This is a genomic window from Nocardioides piscis (assembly GCF_011300215.1).
GTDB lineage: Bacteria > Actinomycetota > Actinomycetes > Propionibacteriales > Nocardioidaceae > Nocardioides > Nocardioides piscis.
Genome location: NZ_CP049866.1, coordinates 1565262 through 1585141, shown reverse-complemented (window position 1 = coordinate 1585141; position 19880 = coordinate 1565262). Strand labels below are relative to the sequence as shown.

General features: G+C 70.7%; 18 protein-coding genes. 5 read left to right on the top strand and 13 right to left on the bottom strand.

What is annotated here, in order from left to right; all coding sequences use genetic code 11:
• Positions 1-9: 9 nt before the first annotated feature.
• Together G7071_RS07820 and G7071_RS07815 are read right to left on the bottom strand one after the other, a co-directional pair.
• Positions 10-1038, bottom strand: a complete 1029-nt coding sequence (locus G7071_RS07820; RefSeq protein WP_166317043.1) for an FHA domain-containing protein — start codon at positions 1036-1038, stop codon at positions 10-12.
• Entirely contained in the window at positions 1035-1853 is an 819-nt protein-coding gene (locus G7071_RS07815) for a PP2C family protein-serine/threonine phosphatase (protein WP_166317040.1), read from the bottom strand. The genes G7071_RS07820 and G7071_RS07815 overlap by 4 nt, the downstream gene beginning before the upstream one ends.
• Positions 1854-1916: 63 nt before the next feature.
• On the opposite strand from G7071_RS07815, the gene G7071_RS07810 reads away from it, so the two are divergent.
• From G7071_RS07810 to G7071_RS07795, 4 genes are read left to right on the top strand one after another with little or no spacing between them, the layout of a single operon-like run.
• Positions 1917-4187, top strand: a complete 2271-nt coding sequence (locus G7071_RS07810) for a helicase-associated domain-containing protein (RefSeq protein ID WP_166317037.1) — start codon at positions 1917-1919, stop codon at positions 4185-4187.
• A gap of 16 nt (positions 4188-4203) precedes the next feature.
• Complete coding sequence (locus G7071_RS19090; protein WP_166317035.1) at positions 4204-4728, top strand: CGNR zinc finger domain-containing protein; 525 nt, start codon at positions 4204-4206, stop codon at positions 4726-4728.
• Between the two features lie 39 nt (positions 4729-4767).
• Entirely contained in the window at positions 4768-6417 is a 1650-nt protein-coding gene (locus G7071_RS07800; RefSeq protein WP_166317033.1) for a DNA repair helicase XPB, read from the top strand.
• On the top strand, positions 6414-7010 hold the full coding sequence (locus G7071_RS07795) for an HD domain-containing protein (RefSeq protein ID WP_166317030.1): 597 nt from the start codon (positions 6414-6416) through the stop codon (positions 7008-7010). The genes G7071_RS07800 and G7071_RS07795 overlap by 4 nt, the downstream gene beginning before the upstream one ends.
• Here G7071_RS07795 and G7071_RS07790 read toward each other — a convergent pair.
• The 4 genes from G7071_RS07790 to G7071_RS07775 all read right to left on the bottom strand — a co-directional run bounded on the left by G7071_RS07790 (position 7007) and on the right by G7071_RS07775 (position 12630).
• Positions 7007-7729 carry a GntR family transcriptional regulator gene (locus tag G7071_RS07790; protein ID WP_166317028.1) on the bottom strand — a complete coding sequence of 241 codons (723 nt, stop codon included), beginning with the start codon at positions 7727-7729 and terminating at the stop codon, positions 7007-7009. The two genes, G7071_RS07795 and G7071_RS07790, sit on opposite strands and share 4 nt — an antisense overlap.
• Before the next feature lie 80 nt (positions 7730-7809).
• On the bottom strand, positions 7810-10344 hold the full coding sequence (locus tag G7071_RS07785; protein ID WP_166317025.1) for an ABC transporter permease: 2535 nt from the start codon (positions 10342-10344) through the stop codon (positions 7810-7812).
• Between the two features lie 4 nt (positions 10345-10348).
• Positions 10349-11104, bottom strand: coding sequence for an ABC transporter ATP-binding protein (locus G7071_RS07780; RefSeq protein ID WP_166317022.1), 756 nt, complete (start codon positions 11102-11104; stop codon positions 10349-10351).
• A 77-nt stretch (positions 11105-11181) separates the two neighbouring features.
• A complete protein-coding gene (locus G7071_RS07775; protein ID WP_166317019.1) occupies positions 11182-12630 on the bottom strand; it encodes a tyrosine-protein kinase domain-containing protein in 1449 nt (482 codons plus the stop codon).
• 180 nt (positions 12631-12810) lie between these two features.
• Between G7071_RS07775 and G7071_RS07770 the strand changes: the two genes are divergently transcribed.
• Positions 12811-13428 carry an alpha-ketoglutarate-dependent dioxygenase AlkB gene (locus G7071_RS07770; RefSeq protein ID WP_166317016.1) on the top strand — a complete coding sequence of 206 codons (618 nt, stop codon included), beginning with the start codon at positions 12811-12813 and terminating at the stop codon, positions 13426-13428.
• 12 nt (positions 13429-13440) lie between these two features.
• Here G7071_RS07770 and G7071_RS07765 read toward each other — a convergent pair whose 3' ends face one another.
• The 7 genes from G7071_RS07765 to G7071_RS07735 form a co-directional block, all read right to left on the bottom strand.
• Entirely contained in the window at positions 13441-13893 is a 453-nt protein-coding gene (locus G7071_RS07765) for a hypothetical protein (protein ID WP_166317013.1), read from the bottom strand.
• An 84-nt stretch (positions 13894-13977) separates the two neighbouring features.
• Entirely contained in the window at positions 13978-14544 is a 567-nt protein-coding gene (locus G7071_RS07760; RefSeq protein WP_166317010.1) for a hypothetical protein, read from the bottom strand.
• Between the two features lie 133 nt (positions 14545-14677).
• Complete coding sequence (gene groL, locus G7071_RS07755) at positions 14678-16315, bottom strand: chaperonin GroEL (RefSeq protein WP_166317007.1); 1638 nt, start codon at positions 16313-16315, stop codon at positions 14678-14680.
• A gap of 203 nt (positions 16316-16518) precedes the next feature.
• Complete coding sequence (locus G7071_RS07750; protein ID WP_166317004.1) at positions 16519-17706, bottom strand: hypothetical protein; 1188 nt, start codon at positions 17704-17706, stop codon at positions 16519-16521.
• On the bottom strand, positions 17703-18218 hold the full coding sequence (locus G7071_RS07745; RefSeq protein WP_166317001.1) for a SigE family RNA polymerase sigma factor: 516 nt from the start codon (positions 18216-18218) through the stop codon (positions 17703-17705). Before G7071_RS07745 ends, G7071_RS07750 begins: the two co-directional genes overlap by 4 nt.
• A gap of 135 nt (positions 18219-18353) precedes the next feature.
• On the bottom strand, positions 18354-19232 hold the full coding sequence (locus tag G7071_RS07740) for an ATP-grasp domain-containing protein (RefSeq protein WP_166316998.1): 879 nt from the start codon (positions 19230-19232) through the stop codon (positions 18354-18356).
• A 23-nt stretch (positions 19233-19255) separates the two neighbouring features.
• Positions 19256-19861, bottom strand: coding sequence for a LysE/ArgO family amino acid transporter (locus tag G7071_RS07735; protein ID WP_166316995.1), 606 nt, complete (start codon positions 19859-19861; stop codon positions 19256-19258).
• Between the last annotated feature and the right edge of the window lie 19 nt (positions 19862-19880).

Genomic DNA, 19880 nt, shown 5'->3' with positions numbered 1-19880 from the left:
TCGTCACGCTCAAGGATTGGTGGTCTGGATGGTCACGCCGTCCCCGAGGTCCAGGATCGCGCCGGGGATGAGAGACACGGCGATGCCGGCCTGGAGGTCCTCGGGCGGCAGCCCCGGCTGGACGAGGACCGTGCCGTTGGTCGAGCCCATGTCGGTGACCACTGCCATGCCGTGGTCGGCGCCCGCCCCGGGGCGGATCTCCAGGTGGGTCGAGGAGATCTCGTGCGAGGGACTGGCCACGGTCACCAGGCGCGGCAGGTCGCTGGACGCGAAGCGGTGGGCCTCCGGGGCGCGGCCCACGAGGATCACCCGGTCGACGTCGAGGACCTCGCCGGTGGAGAAGATCAGCTTGGCGACCGGGTGGGCGACCACCGCCGGGGCCTGCTGCTGGCCGGGGGTGCCGAGCCGCGGCCGGTCGAGCCCGTCGACCGGCGACCCGACCGTGGTCTGGCCGTCGTGGTCGTCCTCGGCCTGAGCAGGCACCTCGGGAGTCGGCGCCAGGTCGGGCGCCGGCCCCTCGACGACAGGCGACTCCCGGCCATCGGCGACGGGCGGCTCCTGGTCACTGGTGCTGAGGGCCTGGCCGCCTTCGACGGGCGTCTCCCGGTCACCGAAGTGCATCACGCTGGCGCGGACGATGCCGTCGATCACGACGAGCTCCGGCTCGGTCGACGACCCGGCCACGATGCGACCGCCCGTGACGCCTTCGACCGATCGCTCGGACCACATCGTGCCCGGCTCGTGGACGACCTCGATCGGCCCGTCGGCGCCGACCACGGTGACGGTGACGTCGCCACGCACGAGCACCCGCACGCGGTCGCCATGACCCACGAGTGCGAACGCAGGCAGGTTGGAGAGGCCTCCCGCGACCAGCACGTCGAGCACGGTCTCGAAGTCCTGGCCCCGCTCGACGAGGTCCCAGAGTGCCGCGACCCGGTCGCGGCCCTCGGCAGCGATCAGGGCGGTGACACGGTCCCCGACCACGGCATACGAATCGCCCGGGGCGAACGTCCTCCTGCGCACGGCGTGGTCGCTCACGGTCGGGCCCCCAGCTTGTGTTCGAGACTCGCCCGCTGCTGGGCGGAGTCATATGAGTCGTCGCGCACCAATCCCACCACATCGACGACGACAGCGGTGGCGTTGTCGCGCCCCCCGGCATCGAGCGCTGCCCGGACCAGCTCGGCCGCAGCATCCCGAGGGTCGTGGACCCGCGCCAGGATCTCCTCGATGACCTCGTCGGCGATCATGCCCGTGACGCCGTCGCTGCACAGGAGCAGGCGCTCGGCGGCTGCGAGCGGCAACAGGTGGAAGTCCGGTGACACACCCCCGGGACTCCCGAGCGCCCGAGTGATGATGTGTCGCTCCGGGTGGGTCGCGGCCTGCTCGGTGGTGATCTCACCGGCGTCGACCAGCTCCTGCACGACCGAGTGGTCGACGCTGACCTGGTCGAGCCGGCCGTCGTTGAAGCGATAGATCCGGGAGTCGCCGAGGTTGACCAGCAGCCACTTGGTTCCCTCGTGGTCCTCGACCAGCACGGCCGCGACGCACGTGGTGCCGGCGTGCCAGCGCGGGTGGTCGCCACGGTGCATCTCGCCATACGTCAGGATCCGGGACTGTGCGCGGCTCAGCGTCTCGGCAACGCTCTCGGGTCCGCGGCGCGGGTCGTAGCCCTCCTCGGCGAGGCGGGCGAACTCCTCGGTCACGATCCGGCTGGCAACGTCTCCGCCCGCGTGACCGCCCATCCCGTCGGCCACGACGAACACCGGGGGCTCCACCAGGAACGCGTCCTCGTTGACCTTGCGCACGTGCCCGACCTCGGACGCCGCTCCGTGGTGGAGGTCAACGGGCTTCATGCGGGGTCCTCACCCTCGATGACGATGAGCCGCGACATGGGCTCGGCGAGTAGCGTAGAAGGGATGTCCACCACCGAACAGACGCCCCCGCGGACGCTGGCAGAAGAGCTTCGGCGCTGGCCCGACGACCGCCTGGCGACGTTGTTGCGGATGCGTCCTGATCTCGCCACGCCTGCACCTCATGATTCCGCGCAGCTGGCTTCGCGCGCTGCGACTCGCACGTCTGTCCTCAGGGCGCTCGACAACCTCACCCGCCTGGAGCTCTCGGTCCTTGATGCCCTCGTGGTTGCAAACCAAACCACCGAATCGAAACTTGTCCAGATCGTGCACGCCGACGAGTCCGCCATCCGGTCGGCGATCGACGTGCTCCGCTCCCTGGCCGTGGTCTGGGACGCACCCGGCGGGCTGCGGCCCCTGAGTGGGGTCGCCGAGGCCCTGCGGGGTGACGAGTCGGCCGGAGTCAGCGGCCTTCGACCGGTCTCACCCGAGCCGACCCCGGACGTCGCCGCCAGGCTGGACGCCATCAGTCCCCGGGCCCGCGCCCTCCTCGAGCACGTCCTGGCCAACGGCGGGGAGGGGACGACCGGCTCCGCCCGTCGCACCATCGACCCTGCGGCAGCGGCCACGCCGGTCGAGGAGCTGATTGCCAACGGTCTCCTCAGGCCCCGCGAGGGCGGCGTCCTGGTGCTGCCCGGAGAGGTGGGCCTCGTCCTGCGCGGCGGGCGCACGACCACGACGCCACGCGACCTGGTGCCGCAGCTCGTCACCACCGACCGGGACCCCGAGCTCGTCGACCGGACCGCCGGCGGGGCCGCCTTCGACGCCGTACGCCGACTCGAGCTCCTGCTCGACCACTGGGGCCTCCAACCGCCTGCCCTGCTGCGCAGCGGCGGTCTGGCGGTGCGCGACCTCAAGGCCGCAGCAGCCGAGCTCCAGGTCGCAGAACAGGACGCGGGCCTGCTGATCGAGGTCGCCGCCGCGGCGGGTCTCCTCACCACCGCGACCGACCCGGAGGGTGCACAGGTCTGGCTGCCCACCGACGCGTTCGACACCTGGGCGGCCGGCTCGACGGCCGAGCGCTGGGTCGCGATCGCCCTCGCGTGGCTCGAGTCGTCGCGGGTGCCCAGCCTGGTCGGCACGAGGGACACCGCGGGCAAGACCTGGAACGCCCTGGCTCCCGACCTGTCGAGCGTGATGGCACCCGAGGCCCGCACGCTCGCGCTGGCGCAGCTCGCGGAGCTGGACGAGGGGGCTGTGCTCGCGACGGGCACCGGCGTCCCCTCCCTCGTCGACCGGGTGCGGTGGCTCCGCCCCCGCCGTCCGGCCACCCACGGCGACCTGGTCGCCGCCGCGGTCCACGAGGCCGGCCTGCTCGGCCTGGTCGGTGCCGGGGGCCTGTCCCGAGCCGGACGAGCCGTCGTGGCCCACGACCACGACCGTGCACTGGCGGCGCTGGCGCCATACCTCCCGCAACCGGTCGACCACGTGCTGCTCCAGGCCGACCTGACCGCTGTGGCACCGGGGCCCCTCGAGACCGAGCTCGCCAGGACCTTGCACCTGCTGGCCGACGTGGAGTCGCGCGGCGGGGCCACGGTCTATCGGTTCACCAGCGGCTCGGTCCGGCGGGCCTTCGACGCGGGGTGGTCGGCCCTCGAGGTCCACGACTTCGTCGCCTCCGTCTCCCGCACCCCCGTCCCCCAGCCGCTGACCTATCTCGTCGACGACGTCGCACGGACCTTCGGCACGGTGCGCGTCGGCCAGGCCGAGGCCTTCCTCCGCGCCGACGACGAAGCCGCGCTGACCGAGCTCCTGCACCACCCCAAGGCCGACTCCCTCGGGTTGCGCCGCATCGCGCCGACCGTCCTGGTCTCCAGCATCCCTCTCGACCTCCTGCTCCCCCGGCTGCGTGACCTCGGCGCCGCTCCGGTGGTGGAGGCGCCCGACGGCACGGTCCGCGTGGCGCGTCGCGACCTGCTGCGGGCACGACGACCGCGGAGCTCGAGGAGCCGCGGCGCCGCCGAGGCGAGGACCGAGGCAGGGGTGGCCGCGGTCGTGACCGCCATCCGCAGCGGAGACCGCGCCAACGCCGACCGTCCCGCGTCGACGACCATCGCGACGACTCCCTCACGGGCCCTCGCGGCCCTGCGCGACGCGATCGAGGCTCGCGAGAGCGTCGTGATCGGATATGTCGACAACCACGGCGCCAGCTCCGACCGGGTGATCGACCCGTTGCGGCTCGAGGGAGGGCGACTGACCGCCCGCGACCACCGCGCCGACGACGTGCGTTCGTTCGCCGTCCACCGGATCACGACCGTCGCCGCCCTGCCGGGGTGAGTCGTAGGCTGACCGGGTGGACTTCCAGCAGTACGCCGAGGCCGCAGCGGCCCTGCTGAACGCGGATCTCCCCGACGTCGACGCCCTGGTGGAGCACCTCCACGAGCGCCAGCGCCTGCACCCCTTCGTGGTCGAGGAGGACGTCGCTGCCCTGCACGCCTTCTGCGCCGAGCTGCGGCCCGTCTTCGTCGCCTCGGACGCCGGGGACGCTCCCACCGTCGTGGGCACCCTGAACGAGCTGCTCGCCAAGCATCCCGTCACCCCGATGATCACCGGTCACGACTCCGACAAGCTGCACCTGCACGTCGCCGACCAGGCTTCCTCCGTCGCCGAGCTGCTGATCAGCGAGTCGCTCATGGGACTGGCCAACCTCGTCTGCGACCTGGGAGCCGGTCGCCTCGGGCTGTGCCGGGCCGAGAAGTGCGACCACGTGTTCGTCGACACCTCCCCCAACGAGTCGCGGCGCTACTGCTCGGAGCGGTGCTCCTCGCGGGCCAACGTGGCCGCCTACCGTGCACGACAGCGCGCTGCTGCCGGCTGACGACTCGGCGCGTGCCGACCGCACCCGTAGGCTGGGTCGGTGAACGACGGCCCCCTCATCGTCCAGTCGGACAAGACGCTCCTGCTGGAGATCGACCACGAGCGGGCCGCGGACTGTCGCAAGGCGATCGCCCCGTTCGCCGAGCTCGAGCGCTCCCCCGAGCACATCCACACCTATCGCCTCACACCCCTCGGTCTGTGGAACGCGCGCGCAGCCGGGCACGACGCCGAGCAGGTCGTCGACGCGTTGCTCACCTTCAGTCGCTATGCCGTGCCCCACGCACTGCTCGTGGACATCGCCGAGACGATGGGGCGCTACGGCAGGCTGCGGCTCGAGAAGCACCCCACCCACGGTCTGGTGCTGAGCAGCACCGACCGACCGGTGCTCGAAGAGGTCCTGCGCGCCAAGAAGATCGCCGGGATGCTCGGCGCGCGCATCGACGGCGACTCGGTCGTGGTGCACTCGAGCGAGCGCGGCAACCTCAAGCAGGCCCTGCTCAAGCTGGGTTGGCCGGCCGAGGACTTCGCCGGCTACGTCGACGGCGAGGCCCACCCGATCGCCCTGGACGAGGACGGCTGGGAGCTGCGGAAATATCAGCAGGAAGCCGCCGAGTCCTTCTGGCACGGCGGCTCCGGAGTCGTCGTCCTCCCGTGCGGCGCCGGCAAGACCATCGTCGGTGCGGCTGCCATGGCCCAGGCCCAGGCCACGACGCTGATCCTGGTGACCAACACCGTCAGCGCACGGCAGTGGAAGGACGAGCTGGTCAAGCGCACGTCGCTGACCGCCGACGAGATCGGCGAATACTCCGGCTCCGTCAAGGAGGTCCGGCCGGTCACCATCGCGACCTACCAGGTGCTGACGACCCGACGCAAGGGCGTCTTCACGCACCTCGAGCTGCTCGACGCCCGCGACTGGGGGCTGATCGTCTATGACGAGGTCCATCTCCTCCCCGCCCCGATCTTCCGGATGACCGCCAACCTGCAGGCCCGCCGTCGCATCGGCCTGACCGCGACCCTCGTCCGCGAGGACGGGCGCGAGGGAGAGGTCTTCTCGCTGATCGGCCCGAAGCGCTACGACGCGCCCTGGAAGGACATCGAGGCCCAGGGCTGGATCGCGCCGGCCGACTGCGTCGAGGTCCGTGTCACCCTGCCCGAGGGGCAGCGGCTCGCCTATGCGACGGCGGAGCCGGAGGAGCGCTACCGACTCGCCTCCTGCACCAACGCCAAGACCGACGTCGTACGCCGACTGGTGCACCAGCACCAGGGGCAGCCCACCCTCGTGATCGGCCAATACCTCGACCAGCTCGACGAGCTCGCCGAGCTGCTCGACGCCCCGGTGATCAAGGGCGAGACCCCGGTCAGGGAACGTCAGCGGCTCTTCGACGCCTTCCGGTCCGGGGAGATCGGGCTCCTGGTCGTCTCCAAGGTCGCCAACTTCTCGATCGACCTGCCCTCGGCCGAGGTGGCGATCCAGGTCAGCGGATCCTTCGGCTCTCGCCAGGAGGAGGCCCAGCGGTTGGGTCGCCTGCTCCGACCCAAGAGCGAGGGCAAGACGGCTCACTTCTACACCGTCGTCTCGCGTGACACCGTCGACGCCGACTTCGCCCAGAACCGCCAGCGTTTCCTGGCCGAGCAGGGCTATGCCTACCGGATCATCGATGCCGCTGCGCTGGAGCCGAACGAGCCGTGACCAACGTCCCGGCCTCGCTCCCCGACCGGTGGCCGCTGCGGACCCTGACCGGGGTCCGCGACGAGCTGCTCGTGGCGTGGGACCGGCCGGGCTATCACGACCTGCGTCACCTGACCGAGGTCCTCGACCGGCTCGACGAGCTCGATCGGGCCGGCGCCCGCTTCGACCGGGTGCCGGTGGTGCTGGCCGCCTGGTTCCACGACGCGGTCTATGACGGCGCCCCCGACGACGAGGAGCGCTCTGCCCTGCTGGCAGAGCGCTCGCTGCCGGACCCGCCGGCGGCCGAGGTCGCCCGGCTGGTGCGGATGACCGAGCACCACCACGCGTTCCCCGACGACGACAACGCGGCGGTGCTCAGTGACGCAGACCTCGCGATCCTGGCGGCCGATCGCACCCGCTACGCGGAGTACGCCATCGGCGTACGCACGGATTTTGCGCACGTTCCGGACCCGGAGTTCCGGCTGGGTCGCGCGCACGTCCTCAACGACCTTCTTTCGAGGCCGGCCCTCTTCTGGACGCCGCAGGGCAGGGAGCTGTGGGAGTCGCGGGCCAGGGCGAACGTCAGGGCGGAGCTGGGAGAGCTGGGCGGCTAGCTCAGGTCGCCGAGCTGGACATACATGGTGAAGCGGTCGTGCCGGAACGCGCTGCGCGACACCTCGACCACCTTGTCGCCGCAGAGCGCTCGCCGGGACAGGTGCAGGATCGGGTCGCCCGTCGGGATCTCCAGCAGGTCGGCCTCCTCCACCGTCGCCTTGTCGGCGGAGATGGCGTCCTCGGCCCATGTCGGCCTGAGCCCGCGCTCGCCGAGGGCGGCATAGAGACTGGTGGGCATGCCCGTCTGCAGGAAGCCGGGCAGCAGCACCTCGTTGAGATAGGCGTCCTCGATGCAGACGACCCGCTGGTCGGCACGACGCAGGCGCTTCCAGTGGATGACGGCGTCGCCGGTGGAGATGTCGAGGGCACGGGCGACGCCGGGGCCGGCCTGCTCGAGTCGCGCCACGAGGGTCTGCGACTCCGGCAGCATCCCCCGGCGCTTCATGTCCTCGGTGTAGCAGCTGAGCTGGCCCACGAGACGCTTCGGGTGGGCCACGAACGTGCCTCGCCCCGGCACGCGCTCCAGCAGCCCCTCGGTGACCAGGACGTCGAGTGCTTGTCGCACAGTCATCCGGGCGACCCCGAACCGGGCGACCAGCTCGCGCTCGGAGGGCGCCGGTGCGCCGGGGGCAGCGTCGGAGACGAGGTCCCGGACGTATTCGCGCACTTGGACGTGCTTCAGACCACCCTCAGGAACTTTGACCCCCACTGTGTCCATCCAACGAGGGTAGGTCCGGTCACGGCGTTGTGTGTTGCATTTTTTGGGAATTATGGTAACGGGACGTCCACAAGTCGTCCTCATTCAGTCCCGATGGCCTGAAGGACGTCCAATCGAGCCGCCCGACGCGCCGGCAGCAGCGCCGCCAGCACCCCGATGACGACCGAGACGAGGAGGAAGACCAGCAGCTGGTCGGCGGGCACGGAGATGACCTCGAGGCCCTCGTCACGCAGCGCGTGCATGAGTGCAATCCCGAAGCCGATGCCGAGCACGACCCCGAGCACGGCGCCGAGGACCGCGATCACCACCGACTCCAGCGTCACCATGCGACGCAGCTGACCCCGCGTCACCCCGATCGCGCGCAGGAGCCCCACCTCACGGGTGCGTTCGATGATCGAGAGCGCCAAGGTGTTGACGATGCCCAGCACGGCGATGAGCAGCGCGAGACCGAGCAGGGCGAAGATCATCAGCACCAGCTGGTCGATCGGCTCGCGCTGCTCGGCGGCGAACGCCTGCTGGTCCTTGACCGTGACGATCGGCGACTTCTCCACCACCTCCTCGAGTCCGGCCTCCACGCCGGCACTCCCGTCGCTGTCCACGATCAGGAAGTTGTCGGAGTCGCGGTGGCCGGCGTCGATCAGGGTCTGCGGAGTGGTCACGATCGGGAAGAACAGGATGGGGTTCTCGGCGAAGACGCCGACGACCTCCAGCTTCCGGTCTCCGTCGGCGAGCTGCACGGTGACGTCGTCCCCGACCTGGAGGTCCTCCTCGCCGGCGAAGGCCTCGTCCACCACGACCGTGTCGTCGACCAGGTCGGCGAGGTCACCCTGGAGCATCTCCACGTCGAAGCCGTCGCGCATCGTGGCCGGCTCTGCCGCTCCGACCCCCTGGCCGTCGCCGCCGAAGTCCACGATCGCGAACCGCTGTGCCCACACGCTCTCCACGCCCGGCACCTCGGCCAGCTGCTCTCCGATCCGGGTCGAGAAGCTCTGGCCGACGACACTGCTGACGACGTAGTCGCCGACGAAGTTCTCCTCGATCGTCTTGTCGACACTTGCCTTGGCCGAGTCACCGACGATCGCCATCGTGCAGGCCAGCGACAGCCCGATCATCAGCGCTGACGACGTCGCGGTCGTACGCCGAGGGTTGCGCAGCGAGTTCTGGCCGGCCAGGGCACCGATGGACCCGAACGCACGGGAGTAGGCCCAGGCGGCAGCGACGAGGAACGGGTGGCTGATGACCGGGCTGGCCGAGGCCACACCCAGCAGGATCCCGAGGACCCCGGCACCGACGAACCAGCCGGGGCGCGACACGACGTCGGCCAGGCCCGCGGCCAGGGCGACACCACCAGCCAGGATCAGCACCATGCCGAGGACGAAGCGGCGCCGCAGGGACGACTCGGGCATCGCCACGTCGTCACGCATCGCCTGCACGGGAGCGATGCGCGAGGTCCGGCGCGCCGGGAAGAACGCGGCTCCCATCGTCACCAGCACGCCGACCGCGTAGGCCGCGAGCACGGTCTTGGGGGCCATGATCAGCGAATGGCCTGACAGGTCCAGGCCGAACTGCGCGAACAGGGCCCGGATGCCCATGGCGAGCAGCACGCCCAGGCCCAGGCCGATGGTCGAGCCGAGGAGTCCGAGGACCAGCGCCTCGACGAGGACGGAGCGACTCACCTGTTTCTTGCTCGCGCCGAGGGCGCGCAGCAGTGCCAGCTCACGGCTGCGCTGGGCGACCAGGATCGAGAACGTGTTGACGATCAGGAAGGCACCCACCACCAGCGAGATGCCGGCGAAGATCAGCAGGAAGGTGGTCAGGAAGCCCACCGCCTCCTGGATCGCGGAGGCTGCCTCCTCGGCGGCGTCGTCGCCGGTCACTGCCTCCACGCCGGTCGGGAGGCGCTGCGCGACGGCCGCTGCCAGGCCCTCCTGGCTCGTGCCCTGCTCGGCGGTCACCCAGAGGTCGGTGAACTCGTCCTTGCCGTCGAGGAACAGCTCTTGCGCGGTGCCTGTGTCGAAAGCGGTGAAGGTCGCGCCGTTCAGCGATCCCCCCTCCGGGAAGTCGGCGATCCCGACGAGCTCCGCGCTCAGCGCGCCCTGGCTCGTGGCCGTGACGATGTTGACGGTCTCGCCGAGGCCCAGCTCCCCCTCGACGGCCGTCGCCCGGTCGAGGACGATCTCCCCGGACTTCTCGGGCGCGCGACCCGAGGTGATGTCCAGGCCCTCCAGGTCGTGTCCGGCGGGCGCCTCGCTCCAGTTGCCGCCGATGGCAGGAGCACCGTTGCCGCCGATCAGCTTGCCGTCCTGGCCGACGACATAGACCCCGAAGGCGGCCACGTTGCCGTCGACGCGGGCAGCACCCTCGACGTCGGCCAGCTCCGCGACGAGCCCGGCGTCGACGGTCCGGGTCGTGGGCTCCGACCCGGCGTCGCTGTTGGCGGGGCGCACGACGACATCGCCCACGGTCGAGGCCATCAGGGACGTGAAGCTGCGGCTGAGCGTGTCGCTGAAGACGAGCGTCCCGACGACGAAGGCCACCCCGATCACGATGGCGAAGGTGCTCATCAACAGGCGCACCTTGCGCCCGAGCAGGCTCTTGAGGGCTGCGCGGAACACGCCCTCAGCCCTTCGCGGGGGCGGACATGTGAGCCATCACGGCGAGCACCCCGTCGCGGTCGGGATCGCGCAGCTCGTCGACGATCCTGCCGTCGGCGAGGAAGACCACGCGATCGGTGTAGGAGGCGGCAACGGGGTCGTGGGTGACCATGACGATCGTCTGGCCGTGCTCGTCCGCGCTCCTGCGGAGGAGCTCGAGGACCTCGGCACCGGACTGGGAGTCGAGGTTGCCGGTGGGCTCGTCGGCGAAGACGATCGTGGGTCGGCTGACCAGCGCCCGCGCCACGGCCACCCGCTGCTGCTGGCCCCCCGAGAGCTGGTTGGGCCGGTGTCCCAGGCGGTCGCGGATGCCGACGGTGTCGACGATCGTGTCGAACCAGGCGGGTTCAGGCTTGCGCCTAGCGATCGACTGTGGGAGGAGGATGTTCTCCTGCGCGGTCAGCGTCGGCACCAGGTTGAAGGACTGGAAGACGAAGCCGATCTCGTCGCGGCGGAGCCGGGTCAGCTCCTTGTCCTTGAGGTTGCCGAGCTCGCGGTCCCCGATGAAGACCTCACCGGACGTCGCCGTGTCCAGCGCAGCACAGCAGTGCATCAGCGTCGACTTGCCGGAGCCGCTCGGGCCCATGATCGCGGTGAACTCGCCCGCTGCCAGGTCGAGCGTCACGTCGTCCAGCGCGCGCACGAGCGCGTCGCCCTTGCCGTAGGTCTTCGTCAGCCCGCGAACGCGCGCGGCGGCGGTCTTCTCCCCAGAGATCGTCATGCCCAACAATGTCCGGTCCACCAAGGCGGACGCCAGGAGGGTCGTCCCTGAGAGCTCCCGGAGACACCCGCCCGTCCTCAGCGGGCGCGACGGGCGCCACCGCGGGCGCTCCGGGACACCTCGGGGACGGTCTCCGCCGGGACCCTCGGGGTCGGCAGGGTCGTCCCGGGGCGGGCGTAGTAGCCGCCCACGTCTGCCACCCGGGGGCCGCGGTTGAACACCACGCCGAGGATCTTGGCCGACACCGCGTTGAGCTGCGACACCGCCTGCTCGAGCTCGGTGACGTTGGTCCGTCCGTGCGTGACCACGACCAGGCAGCCGTCGGAGTGTGCCGAGAGGACGGCGGCGTCGGTGACCGGGATCAAGGGCGGCGCGTCCAGGATGACCCACCCGGTCCTGGCGATCTCCGCGATCATCGTCTGCAGGGTCCGCGAGCCCAGCAGCTCGCTGGGGTTGGGCGGGATGGACCCGGCGACGACGACCTTGAGGCCCGGCACGTCGGGGTGCGGCTGCCCCACGTCGCTGATCGATGCGTGGCCGACCAACGCATCGGTGAGCCCGATGACGGTGTCCAGACCGAGGTTCATGGCGACCGACGGGCGGCGCAGGTCGGCGTCGATCAGGGTGACTGGCTGACCGCTCAGGGCGATCGCCGCGGCCAGGTTGGCCGCCACGGTCGACTTGCCGTCGGAGGGCTGGGGGCTCGTGACGACGATGACCCGAGGCGGGTCGTCGACGTTCATGAAGGCCAGGTTGGTCCGGAGCTTGCGGAAGGCCTCGCTGACGGCAGGTGAGGCCGAGCCGGGCAGGACCGCCAACGGCGCCTGGTCACCGTCCGAGGACATGAGCTGGTCGTGCAGCGGGATCTGACCGACCACCGGTGCACCGAACTGCCGTTCGACCTCGGTCGCCGAGCGCAGCCGGCTGTCGAGCATCGACCGCATGACAGCGAACCCCACGGCCGCGAGCAGGCCAAGGATCAGGGCCAGGCCGACGTTGCGGACCATGTTGGGCTCGGCGGGCGCGCCCGGGAGTGCAGCCGACTCGTAGGGGACGATGTGCAGCGCCTCCTTCGACCTGCCGCTCGGGTTCTCGATCTCGTCGACCTGGTCAGCCAACGCCCTCACCCAGGCGTCTGCCAGGCCCTGGGCGCTCTTGGGCGTGGACGCACGCGCGGTCACCCGGATCAGCACCGTCTCCGGCGGCTGGAACACCTCGATCTGCTGGATCAACGCACTCGGGTCGGCGTCCAGCGACAGCTCGTCGATCACCGACTGCGCGGTGGCCCGGCTCTTCGCGATGTCGATGTAGGACTGGGCGCGCGACTTGGCCACCGAGTCCGAGACCGAGGCCATCGACGCGGTCTGGTCGCCGGTGCCTGCGGCGACGAAGCCGCTCGAATCGGCGGCATAGACCTTCGGCTGGGTCAGGTTGAAGATCGTCGCGGCGACGAGCGCGGTGAGAACGCAGGCCAGCGCACCGCGCCAGTGGGTGCGCAGCGCGCGGAGGTAGTCGGCGAGTTCCATCGTTCCCTCTGTCTCGAGTCCGCCCGACTGCGGTCGCCATCGCGTTCAGCGCCGAGCGAGTCGCGATGGTGACGCCACCGTAGGTTACGGCGGGGCGAGCGACATGCTAACCGCTCCATCCCCTCCCTTGGGGTGAAGTCCACCTCGAACAGACGTTCGACCATGGGCTAGCATTACCGGGTGGACTTCCAGTCGACCCTCTTCGCCGCCAACACCGGGGACAGCGTGGCCGGCCAGCTCTCCCCCGAGCGGACACAGCTGGCGCACGGCGCCTGGCTCGACGTCCAGCACGACTGGCTGACGGGCGCCGACGACATCTTCGCCGTCATGCTGGCGCAGGTGCCCTGGCGCGCGGAGCGGCGTCAGATGTATGACCGCGTCGTCGACGTACCTCGCCTTCTTCACACCTACGTCCTCGGTGAGCCGCTGCCGCACGCCGGCCTCGAGCAGGCCCGCGACCGGCTGAGCGAGCACTACCACCCCGAGCTCGGCGAGCCGTTCGTCAGCGCCGGCTGCTGCTACTACCGCGACGGACGCGACTCCGTCGCCTGGCACGGAGACACGATCGGTCGCGGCAGCACCCACGACACCATGGTCGCCATCGTCTCCCTGGGCGACCCCCGCCGGCTGTGCCTGCGCCCGCGCGGTGGGGGTGACTCGATCACTGTGACGATGGGCCACGGCGACCTCGTCGTGATGGGCGGCTCCTGCCAGCGCACCTGGGAGCACGCCGTGCCCAAGGTGGCGTCGGCCGGCCCGCGGATCAGCGTCCAGTTCCGGCCCCTCAACGTCTTCTAGCGGTTGCTCCGCTCACCCTCGGTAGGCCTGCTCGTAGAGCTCGGCGAGCGGCCCGTCCTTGGGTCCGCTCAGGCCACAGACCGAGACCTCGCCCTCCAGGCTGCTGATGAGGTAGCTCCCCTGCACCTCGAGGTCGACCGCCAGCACCAGGTCGCGGAGGTCGGGGTCGGGCACGGCGATCCGGACCGTCTCGGCGTCGTCGCCCTCGTAGGTCTGGAGGACGTCGACGGTGGCAACGCCGTCGACGATCTCGGAGACGACCCCTTCGAAGGCGAAGTCCTGGACCTGCAGGCTCTCCACGCTCGGGACCATGCAGCGACCTGCCGGCGCCGCAGGCACGCTCAGCTCGACGATCGGCGCGACGCTCGACGCGTCGTCCGCGGCCCGTGGGCGCTCCGCACCGCCGCAGGCAGCGAGCATCACGCTCAGCGCAGCCGTCGTCGCGACCATCAACCAACGGGTCATGCGGCTCCCTTCGTCACGCCAACTGTTCCACACAGGTGGGACGGCGTCGGTCTCGTGAGCGTTCCCCGCAGCTCGCGTCCGGCGTCAGTCACGCACCGTCGCCGTGGTGCGGTCCTCGCCCTGCTCCTCGTCGATGCGGCGCTTGATCCTGCCCACGCCCGGGAGCTTCGCCAGCATGTCGTTGAGCTCGCGCGAGACCGTGAGCAGGTCGTGCACGTCGGGTGCCACGGTGCCGAGGGTGGCCATGATCGGCAGCACCTCCTCCTCCACGCGAGACGTCAGCTCGGGGAGGTGGTCGACGAGCCGGACCAGCGCCGCGACCTCGTCCGGGTGCGTCGTGTCCGCGAGCGCCTGGAGAGTCGGCTGCAGCCTGGTCAGCGACGGCTCGAGCGCGTCCAGCAGCGCGGTGAGCCGACCGACCTGCGCCTCGGCGGCGTCGACGACACCAGTGGTTCGTGTGACCACCTCCGCCGCCCGCCCGGACACCATCTCGACCTTGTCGACGGCCGCGGCCGCGCGCTGCAGCAGGACCTCGGCCTGATCGACGAGTGCGAGCACGCGCGGTATGGCGCCGAACAGGGCGTCCAGCTGGTCGGCGCCCTTCTCCAGCGCGCCGAGGACGTCGCGAGGGCCGGGGACAGGGAGCCGCATGCCTCTTCCTATCAGGGTGCTCGTCGGCACACCACAGGCTCGACGGCCGGACGCCAGTGGTCGGACTGCGCAGGGCCCCGGTCCGAAGACCGGGGCCCTGCCTGTCGAGCTGTGCTTCAGAGGAGGACCGGACTCAGAAGTCCATGCCGCCCATGCCGCCCATGCCGCCGTCGCCGCCGCCCATGGCCGGAGCCTTCTCGGGCTTGTCGGCCACGACGGCCTCGGTGGTGAGGAACAGCGCCGCGATGGAGGCCGCGTTCTGCAGGGCAGAGCGGGTCACCTTCGCGGGGTCGATGATGCCTTCGGCGATCATGTCGACGTAGTCGCCCGTCGCCGCGTTGAGACCGTGACCGGCCGTCAGGTTGCGGACCTTCTCCGCCACGACGCCGCCCTCGAGGCCGGCGTTGATCGCGATCTGCTTGAGCGGGGCCTCGATTGCGACACGCACGATGTTGGCGCCCGTGGCCTCGTCACCCTCGAGCTCGAGCTTGCCGAACGCCTCGGTGCCGGCCTGGACGAGCGCCACGCCGCCACCGGCGACGATGCCCTCCTCGACGGCAGCCTTCGCGTTGCGAACGGCGTCCTCGATGCGGTGCTTGCGCTCCTTCAGCTCGACCTCGGTGGCCGCGCCGACCTTGATCACCGCAACGCCGCCGGCCAGCTTGGCCAGGCGCTCCTGCAGCTTCTCGCGGTCGTAGTCGGAGTCGGACTTCTCGATCTCGGCGCGGATCTGGTTGACCCGGCCCTCGATCTGGCCCTGGTCTCCGGCACCCTCGACGATGGTGGTCTCGTCCTTGGTGATGACGACCTTGCGGGCCTGGCCGAGGAGCTCGATGCCGGCCGACTCGAGCTTGAGGCCGACCTCCTCGGAGATGACCTGGCCACCGGTGAGGATGGCGATGTCCTGGAGCATGGCCTTGCGGCGGTCACCGAAGCCGGGAGCCTTGACGGCGACCGACTTGAAGGTGCCCTTGATCTTGTTGACGACCAGGGTCGAGAGCGCTTCGCCGTCGACGTCCTCGGCGATGATCAGCAGCGGCTTGCCGGACTGCATGACCTTCTCCAGCAGCGGCAGGAGGTCCTTGACCGTGGAGACCTTGGAGTTGGCGATCAGGATGTAGGGGTCCTCGAGGACCGCTTCCATCCGCTCCAGGTCGGTGGCGAAGTAGGCCGAGATGTAGCCCTTGTCGAAACGCATGCCCTCGGTCAGCTCGAGGTCGATGCCGAAGGTGTTCGACTCCTCGACGGTGATGACGCCTTCCTTGCCGACCTTGTCCATCGCCTCGGCGATGGCGTCACCGACGGTGGTGTCGCCGCCGGCGGAGATGGTGGCGGTGGCCGCGATCTGCTCGCGCGTCTCGACCTCCTTGGCCATCGAGAGCAGCTGGTCGGAGAGCGCCGTCACGGCCGCCTCGATGCCACGCTTGAGACCCATCGGGTTGGCGCCGGCTGCGACGTTGCGCAGGCCTTCGCGAACCATGGCCTGGGCGAGCACGGTGGCCGTCGTCGTGCCGTCACCGGCGACGTCGTCGGTCTTCTTCGCGACCTCCTTGACCAGCTCGGCGCCGATCTTCTCGTAGGGGTCCTCGAGCTCGATCTCCTTGGCGATGGAGACACCGTCGTTGGTGATCGTGGGGGCGCCCCACTTCTTCTCCAGCACGACGTTGCGGCCCTTGGGGCCGAGCGTGACCTTGACGGCGTCGGCGAGGGTGTTCATACCCCGCTCGAGACCGCGGCGGGCCTCCTCATTGAAAGCAATCAGCTTAGGCATAACTCGTGAGACTTCCTTCGTCATAGAGTCAGGGTGGACGACCGGCGGGCTGCCCGCGACGGACGATCCCCGCTGCCCGGCGGACCATTCCCGCCGGCGCGTGGACCTCAGCTTCACCGGTCTCGCGTTGGCACTCTCATGACGAGACTGCCAGCGTCATGTTTAGCACTCGACCATGGAGAGTGCAAACGAATGACGACGCGTCACCCGATCGTGGTCGAGAGGTCGGCGAGGGAGGTGATGCGCCCGGGCCCGAGGATGTCGGCGACCCTGCGGACATCCGGGGTGTCCACGTGCCAGGCGAGGATCCTCTGCCCCTCGGTGCTCTGGGAGCCGAACAGGACCGTGTCCGCGTCCAGCCAGCCGAGTGCGACGCAGCAGCCCTTGCTCCGGGTGCCTTGTCCAGCACGGCCGAAGTCGAGCGCGAGCACCGACCGCCCACCGTCCCGGTCGACCATCACGGCCTGGGGGTTGCTGACCGAGCCACCGTCGATCGGACCCCGGACGAACGCTGCCTGTGCAGTGCCCTCGCGGGACGAGGCCACCGGCCCCCAGGGCTCGTCGTCCGGGCCTGTCCAGCCCTGCACCCAGTCGACGTCGACGGACGATGAGCTCCCGTCCAGTCGGTGCGCGGTGCCCTTCGAGTCCTCACCCAGGCTCTCCGGCACCCAGATCGCGTCCGGCAACACCCACCTCGCCCCCTCGGCCAGCCAGTCGGGAGTGTCCATCGACGTCCACTCCCCGGTCTCGAAGTCCAACACCTCGAGTGAGCTCCGCTGGATGAAGAATGCCCGGCGCCGATCCGCGGACAGGCTGTACGGCGACAGCGGGCTCCGGCCATTGCCCGCCTCGTCTGTCACCGGGTCGAGCCGCGAGGTGTCGATCTCGACGAGCCGTTGGCTGGCGGTCAGCGCGAACGCCCGCACGCCTCGACCGGACAAGAGCGCCAGCACAGGTTCGCCCACGTCGCCCACCTCTGCCGTCGCGAGGTCGATCGCCGGAGGAAGAGGGTTGTCGGCCAGCGGCGGGAGGCTCGGCTCGTCTGCCGCGGACGGTGCCCACCACACGCGAGCCCCTTCATAATCTCCGGCACGCTCGGCAACGGGCGGCCCTTGGGACGGCGAGCTCGGGGTCGACGTCGGTGAGGAGATCCTGTCGTCCGGCGAGCCGGGCGCTGCCCGATCGAACGGTTCGTCGAGCAAGGCGACGCCGGCGACCACTGCGACCGTCGCAGCGATCGAGCCGACCACCGCAGCACGAGCGGCGACACGTCGCCGGGTGCCGTCGCGCCAGGCACGATCGATGGCGCTGAGGTCGTGATGCGCAGGACGGTGGTGGTCGAGATCGGAGGCAGCGGACTGGAAGAGGTCGCGCAGGTCGCGGTCGGTCATGAGGGCTCCATGGCGAGCAGTTCGCTGAGCTCGGGCGCCAGCTCGCGCAGTCGGCGAAGGGCCAGGTGGGCGGTGCTCTTGACGGTGCCGGTCGAGACGCCGAGGGCGTGCGCGATCTCGGCCTCGCTGAGGTCCCCGAAATAGCGCAGGACGAGCACGGCCCGCTGTCGCTCCGTCAGCCGGCGCAGGGCGTCGAGGAGCAGCATCCGTCGTTCGACGCCGGCGTCACCCGGCGACGTACGACCCGGATCGGGCACGGCGGAGGCGACCTCGAACCGGTTGCGGCGCCACCACGAGATGTTGTCGCGGACCAGGATCTGGCGGACATAGGCGTCCGGGTTGCCCTCGCGCAGTCGGGGCCATCGTTGCGCGACCTTGGTCAGCGCCTCCTGGACGAGATCCTCGGCCCGACCGCCGTCACCGGTGACGAAGGTCGCGGTGCGCAGCAGCCGCGGACGACGAGCCGTCGCCCAGGCCGTGAACGACTCGCGGTCGTCCAGCTGCCGTTCCATGCCCACCACAACGCCATCGTGCCCCGTCAGGTTGGAGGGCGTGCGCAACTGATGTCCCAAGTTCCACGCAGACGCGCGGAAGTGCGGGCGGCTACTGGCCTGACGGGCCGCACTTCGACGCAGGTGCGTGGAAGTTCAGGACCGACCCAGCCGCCGCGCGAGCAGGTCGGCGAACGCGTCCGCATTGGCGGGGAGTACGCCGAGGTAGAGCCCCGGCTCCGTCACCTCGAGCTCGCTGACCAACCACTCCCCCTCGTGGTGCAGCAGGTCGACGCGGCCGTAGTCGAGGGGGCGGCCCGTGAGGCCGGCCGCCGCAGCCATCGCGCGCTCCGCCAGCCCAGCCATCTCGGGCCGGAGCTCCACCGGCGTCGACACACCGCCGTAGTGCTCGTGCACGCGGATCTCGTCGCCACCGGGCAGCTTGTCGACCTGGCTCACCGCGACGCCGTCGAGCACGAACACCGAGGTCTCGCCGAGGGTTCGCACCGACTCCAACAGCGGCTGCACGACCCACGGCCCGCGGGCCATCGGCAGCTCGGGGTGGTCGACGAAGTCGCGACCCAGGCGTTCGTCGGCCGGGTCGTCGACGACGAGCACGCCGGCACCACCAGCACCGACGCGGGGCTTGACGACCGATCGCCCGAAGCCGGCGACCGCCGCTGCCAGCGATGGCCGGTCGTCCGCGGGGACGGTCGGCACGACGGGCACCGCGTCGAGTCGCGTCAGATAGAGCTTGTCGAGGTTCCACCTGAAGACGTCGGCACCGTTGAGCAGTCGCGACTGCTCGAGCGAGCCCGCCCACTCGAGGAAGTCCGCGGGCCGACCCATGTAGTCCCACGTGGATCGCACCGCGACGAGGCCGGCGGACCAGTCGACGGCCGGGTCGTCCCAGACCACCCAGCAGCTCGCGACGCCGCGGGCATCGAGGGCGGCGTCGAGGGCGGCGGAGCCCGGCTCGCCCGACGGCCAGTCGGCACTGGTGGCGAGGAGCACGTCAGGGGAGGTCGAGGACACCGGGCGACCCTAACGAGACCGCCTCACCCCGCCGCGAGGCCGAGGGCGATCGCGACCATCACCACGGCGATCAACCCGTCGAGGACCCGCCACGCGGCCGGCCGCTCGAAGACTGGAGCCAGGGTGCGAGCGCCGTACGCCAGACCGAAGAACCACAGGACGCTCGCGGTCACCGCACCCGCCGCGAACACCCACCGGCCGGACGAGCCGTGCTGGTTGGCGATCGATCCCAGCAGGAGCACGGTGTCGAGATAGACGTGTGGGTTGAGGAAGGTGAGAGCCGCGGCGGTCACGAGCGCCGCCCGCAGTCCGGCCCCGGCGCCCTGGCCGTTGACGCGGAGGTGGTGGGGGCGAGCTGCCCGGCGGAGCGCGAGCGCCGCATAGCCGAGGAGGAAGACCACGCCGCCCCAGCGCAGCACGTCGAGGGCCAGGGGCGCACGCTCGACGACGGTCCCGATGCCGAGGACCCCGGCCACGATGAGGGCAGCGTCGGCCGCGGCGCAGAGAGCGGCCACCGCGAGGACGTGCTCGCGGCGGATGCCCTGGCGCAGGACGAACGCGTTCTGCGCGCCGATGGCCACGATGAGCGACAGGCCGGTCCCAAAGCCGGTGAGGGCGGTGCCGATCACAGGCGAAGCCTAGGCACAC

Coding starts and splice junctions, on each gene's coding strand:
- groL (WP_166317007.1), bottom strand. CDS start 16,315: ATGCCTAAGCTGATTGCTTTCAATGAGGAGGCCCGCCGCGGTCTCGAG.
- G7071_RS07775 (WP_166317019.1), bottom strand. CDS start 12,630: ATGGAACTCGCCGACTACCTCCGCGCGCTGCGCACCCACTGGCGCGGT.
- G7071_RS07760 (WP_166317010.1), bottom strand. CDS start 14,544: ATGCGGCTCCCTGTCCCCGGCCCTCGCGACGTCCTCGGCGCGCTGGAG.
- G7071_RS07780 (WP_166317022.1), bottom strand. CDS start 11,104: ATGACGATCTCTGGGGAGAAGACCGCCGCCGCGCGCGTTCGCGGGCTG.
- G7071_RS07745 (WP_166317001.1), bottom strand. CDS start 18,218: ATGGAACGGCAGCTGGACGACCGCGAGTCGTTCACGGCCTGGGCGACG.
- G7071_RS07815 (WP_166317040.1), bottom strand. CDS start 1,853: ATGAAGCCCGTTGACCTCCACCACGGAGCGGCGTCCGAGGTCGGGCAC.
- G7071_RS07790 (WP_166317028.1), bottom strand. CDS start 7,729: ATGGACACAGTGGGGGTCAAAGTTCCTGAGGGTGGTCTGAAGCACGTC.
- G7071_RS07810 (WP_166317037.1), top strand. CDS start 1,917: ATGTCCACCACCGAACAGACGCCCCCGCGGACGCTGGCAGAAGAGCTT.
- G7071_RS07750 (WP_166317004.1), bottom strand. CDS start 17,706: ATGACCGACCGCGACCTGCGCGACCTCTTCCAGTCCGCTGCCTCCGAT.
- G7071_RS07765 (WP_166317013.1), bottom strand. CDS start 13,893: ATGACCCGTTGGTTGATGGTCGCGACGACGGCTGCGCTGAGCGTGATG.